The organism is Microcystis sp. LE19-84.1B, from assembly GCF_027531875.1.
Taxonomy (GTDB): Bacteria; Cyanobacteriota; Cyanobacteriia; order Cyanobacteriales; family Microcystaceae; genus Microcystis; species Microcystis panniformis.
Genome location: NZ_JAPZSR010000064.1, coordinates 1 through 4,584, shown reverse-complemented (window position 1 = coordinate 4,584; position 4,584 = coordinate 1). Strand labels below are relative to the sequence as shown.

Below are 4,584 nucleotides of genomic sequence, written 5' to 3'. Positions count from 1 at the left end.
CCAAGCTTTTCTGGTCGGAACCCCCTAAGCCGAGTTTTCAAGGTGCTGCGCCGTCCACTTGGTTTTCGAGACTGGCCTTTTAATTCTAACGTAAAGCCAACCTAGAACGGCGGGGTTTCAGACCCAAAATTTCCGATGATCCTCAATCAAACCAAGAATTTCCGTACAAATGTTGAAAACCCTGCACATCAGTTAAATTGTATTGTAGGGGCGTGATGGTGATAAAATTCTCGCCAATAGCGCGCACATCCGTAGGCACTTGCGGGGGTAAATGGCTGTAGTCCGGTTGTTCGATATCTTCCACCACTTCCCCAATTAACCAGTAATAACTTTTACCCCTAGGATCCAGTCTTTTCTCGAAGGTTTCCTCGTAGCGTCGCAATCCCTGCCTAGTGATTTTCACCCCCTTGATTTCGGCACTACTAACCGGAGGGACGTTGACATTGAGTAAAGTGGGAATAGGAAAAGGGTTAAAGGCAACTTTCCTGACTAAAGTGAGGGCAAAATCGGCGGCCGGTTGAAAATCACAGGCTTTAAAACTAGCCAGACTAAAAGCAATACTGGGAATACCTTCGATTAAGCCCTCCATGGCCGCGGAAACCGTGCCAGAATAGAGGATATCGGTGCCGAGATTAGACCCGTGGTTAATGCCGGCTAAAACTAAATCGGGACGCTCTTTGAGGACGGCACTAAGGGCAAATTTCACCGAATCGGCGGGAGTTCCCGAGCAAGACCAAGCAATCACATCGGGGTGAAAAATTCCTTCCACCTGTTCAGCCCGGATGGGATGGTGTAGGGTTAAGCCATGACCGGTAGCAGAGCGCTCGCCGTCGGGACAAACTACGGTAACTTGATGGCCCGCAGTAGCGAGGGTGTTGGCGAGGGTGCGGACTCCTAGGGCGGAAATGCCGTCATCGTTACTGATTAGTAGTTTTAAAGGGCGATCGCTAGTCATGGGAAATTTCTGCTCTACTGCGTCGGCTAGTGGTATAATGTAATAGTATTTTATTGTGGGTACGTAGCTCAGAGGATAGAGCACCAGGTTCCGGTCCTGGGTGTCGGGGGTTCGACTCCCTCCGTACTCGTTCAGAAATCAGGGGTCGGTATTCCCCCGGTTATGCTGCTCCCCGCTCGCCAAAATGGGTAAAACCCCACACCCCACACCCTACCCCCACGAAAAACTTTTTGCCGCAACCCCTATACTAATCCACGGTGCGACGAATTTGAAGACCACACCATTCTTGACGTTTCCATAGGGCAGCCACTGTCCAGCCTTGGGGTTCTAAAATATCTGTAACTGCTTGTGCTTGGGTGACGAGGATGCCGCTTAAAATTCCCCAAGTGGTGGGTTTTGCCAGACGGGTGATTGCGGGCATTAAAGCGATAATTGTCTCGGCTAAAATATTACAAACGATGCCATCAACACCATCGGGAATTAATTCTAACAACTCCTCGACACTACCCTGATTAATAGCTAAATTTTCGGGGTTAATCCCGTTGAGATGGCGATTACTGTGGGTCGCATTCACCGCAAGGGGATCTATATCGACAGCATAAACTTTTTTCGCTCCTAATAAAATCGCCCCGATCGCCAGTATGCCGGAACCACAACCGATATCGGCGATAATCTTATTCTCTGGATGGCTACTTAAACGCATTTCTAGGGATTCTAGACATAATTGGGTGGTGGGGTGGGTTCCCGTGCCAAAAGCGGAACCGGGGTCAATTTTAATCACCAATCTCTGGTTATTTTCCGGGGGATTTAACCAAGCGGGACAGATCAAAAAGCGATCGCCGATCTCGCTAATTTGCCAATGTTGTTTCCAACTGCTGGCCCAGTCTTCCTCGTCCATTAACTGCCAATGGCTGACAGGTTCGGGAAAACCTAAAATCAAAGCATCCTGCTTTAACCAGAGGCTTAGTGCCTCTAAATCGGGCAATTGCGCTTTAATTTCTGGTATATAGGCCTTAACCTCCAAAGAGGATTGTTTTTTAGCAGTGGCCGTTCCCGAACAGCCAAAATCTTCCAGTCTCCAGAAAACCGCTTCTTCGAGACTAGGTTCGCACAAAACCGTAATTTCCCACCAACTATTAGACATATATCAGTTATCAGTGATCAGGGATCAGTTATCAGATTTGAGTTTTCAGTCAACAGTAATAAGTGGCAAGTGCGGAGCTTTCTTTTCACTGATTAGGGACTTGCGCTTTGATAATGTACCTTTTGGGCGAACGCAGTTCGCCCCTACATTGTGGACAAAATCCGTTACTGTAGGGGCGCAATGCTTGCGCCCTCCGATCGATCAGGTTTGCTGATCACCCTAAGTAGGGCGAGAGCCTTCGAGATGTTAGGGACTTGCGCTTTGATAATGTGCCATCTGGCTGGTCTGATTCTTCTACAGAGCGATTTTCTGGTTGGGATATTATTCCCACGCAAGTCCCTAACCACTACTGCCAAGGTGAAGGAAAGAAAAGAGTGAAAGAGGGTCAGGCGCCGGACCTAAAAAAATACTTTATGCTTCATTTTTGAAACTACCCGGTTGTCGGGGAAGATGTCTGGGCAGACTATTGATACTCTCAATGTTAACCTTAAACCAACAGTTACTCATCCTTTTCTATGGCAGAGAGCGATTCTGGTCCCACATCCCCATTGGATATCTTGGGCAACATTCCGGCCCGATTTTTAGAGGCCAAGCACCGGCTCAACCGGGTTGTCCTGTGGGCGGCAATTGTTGGCATTCTAGCTGGTTTAGTGGGTACTGGCTTTCGGATGACCGTACACCACATCCTCCAGCAACGGCAACAACTGGCTGCTGCTCTGGCTGATTACCCGATTCTGAATTGGTTAATCCCTAGCCTAGTAGCCGGGGGGATGGTCTATGCCAGCTTCTGGCTGGTGCGGAGGGTAGCGCCGGATACGGCTGGCAGCGGCATTCCCCAGATTGAAGGGGCGCTCGACAACCTCTTGCCCTTCGACTGGCGGCGAGTCCTGCCGGTCAAGTTTTTTGGCGGAATGCTCTCCATTGGGGCGGGGATGATTGCTGGTTTTGAAGGGCCGACCATTCAAATCGGAGGCGCTATCGGTAAGATGGTGGCTGCTTTCGTCGGGGCCTCCTCTGAACAGGCGCGTATCCTGATCGCTTCGGGAGCAGGAGCAGGATTAACTACAGCTTTCAATGCCCCGATCGCCGGTATCTTGTTTGTCACCGAAGAAGTGCGCCCCAAATTTGACTCGTGGATCTTGTCCTACCGTTCAGTGATGGTTGCCTCTATCACGGCGGCCATTGTCCTCAGGCTGCTTGTGGGTCAAGAGGGTTTCATGAAAATCACCCATTTCGAGAGAGTTCCTCTAGATACTCTCTGGATGTTCGTGATTTTGGGGGTTGGGCTTGGAATCGTTGGCTATTATTTTAATTTTTTCCTGTTTCGTTCCCTAGACTGGTTTGGCCGGCTGCGGGGACTTCCTTACCAACTGCTGGGGTTATTGGTGGGAAGTGCGATCGGTTGGCTCGGTTGGCGCTACGCTCCCTTAGTTGGCAGTGGCGATGAATCGGTCATCTGGACTTTTAATAGTGAAGCTCCAGGAGCGGTCTTGCTGCTGGTTTTCTTAGGGCGCTTTCTCCTGACAATGATTTGTTATGGTTCCGGGGAAATTGGCGGGATTTTTGCCCCGATGTTAGCCTTGGCCACTCTATTCAGTTTAGGGCTGGCACAAGTGTGCGATGCTTGGTTTCCCGGTCAACTGCCCCAACCCGGGGTTTTTGCCGTCGCTGGGATGGGGGGATTAGTGGCGGCCACGGTCCGCGCTCCCCTCACCGCCGTCATGTTGGTGATGGAATTGACTGATAATTTTTTGGTGGCACTGCCGATTTTACTAACTTGTATCTGTGCTGCCATCACCGCTCATATTCTAGGTGGCGAACCTGTTTATAGTGTCTTGCTCAAGCGAATTTTGGAAAAATTAGAGCGGCAACCCCCCAGCGATCGGATTTAACCCATTACAAGAAAACGGGTTTCTCAAAGAAACCTATTTTCTAAATAGTTTCTCGAAGAAACCCGTTTTCTTGGTGATTTGAGTTGTTTGGTTTTTTGACGGAATTGGTAGCTGCCTAACGCACCCTACACCCTAAAGATTTAATAATAGTCCAGTAGGGTGTGAAGCGCGATAGCGTAACGCACCAATTTAATGATAGAGGTGGTGCGTTACGGCGGCTTGTTAATTTTGGTTTTTTGACGGAATTGATAGCCGCAAATACGCACCCTACACCCTACAGATTTAATAATAGTCCAGTAGGGTGTGAAGCGCGATAGCGTAACGCACCAATTTAATGATAGAGGTGGTGCGTTACGGCGGCTTGTTAATTTTGGTTTTTTGACGGAATTGATAGCCGCAAATACGCACCCTACGCCTTAGACACTTAGATAAAGTCCAGTAGGGTGTGAAGCGCGATAGCGTAACGCACCAATTTAATGATAGAGGTGGTGCGTTACGGCGGCTTGTTAATTTTGGTTTTTTGACGGAATTGATAGCCGCCTAACGCACCCTACGCCTTAGACTTAATGCTTCTTTCCAGGGTTCATCATAAT

3 protein-coding genes and 1 tRNA gene are annotated in these 4,584 nt (G+C 49.1%); 2 read left to right on the top strand and 2 right to left on the bottom strand.

Going from position 1 to position 4,584, the window contains the following annotated elements:
- Positions 1-142 precede the first annotated feature (142 nt).
- Complete coding sequence (surE, locus tag O9324_RS03545) at positions 143-955, bottom strand: 5'/3'-nucleotidase SurE (RefSeq protein ID WP_043996782.1); 813 nt, start codon at positions 953-955, stop codon at positions 143-145.
- 57 nt (positions 956-1,012) lie between these two features.
- Here surE and O9324_RS03540 point away from each other — a divergent pair.
- Positions 1,013-1,085, top strand: a tRNA-Arg gene (locus O9324_RS03540).
- 117 nt (positions 1,086-1,202) lie between these two features.
- Here the strand turns inward: O9324_RS03540 and prmA are convergent.
- Positions 1,203-2,099, bottom strand: a complete 897-nt coding sequence (gene prmA / locus O9324_RS03535) for a 50S ribosomal protein L11 methyltransferase (RefSeq protein WP_288139493.1) — start codon at positions 2,097-2,099, stop codon at positions 1,203-1,205.
- Positions 2,100-2,614: 515 nt separating this feature from the next.
- Here prmA and clcA point away from each other — a divergent pair.
- The gene (gene clcA, locus O9324_RS03530; RefSeq protein ID WP_288139492.1) at positions 2,615-3,991 is read left to right on the top strand and encodes a H(+)/Cl(-) exchange transporter ClcA; all 1,377 of its coding nucleotides are present in this window, start codon (positions 2,615-2,617) and stop codon (positions 3,989-3,991) included.
- Positions 3,992-4,584 lie beyond the last annotated feature (593 nt).

Excerpts from the sequence above, each read along its gene's own strand:
- prmA (WP_288139493.1), bottom strand. The coding sequence starts at position 2,099 with ATGTCTAATAGTTGGTGGGAAATTACGGTTTTGTGCGAACCTAGTCTC.
- clcA (WP_288139492.1), top strand. The coding sequence starts at position 2,615 with ATGGCAGAGAGCGATTCTGGTCCCACATCCCCATTGGATATCTTGGGC.
- surE (WP_043996782.1), bottom strand. The coding sequence starts at position 955 with ATGACTAGCGATCGCCCTTTAAAACTACTAATCAGTAACGATGACGGC.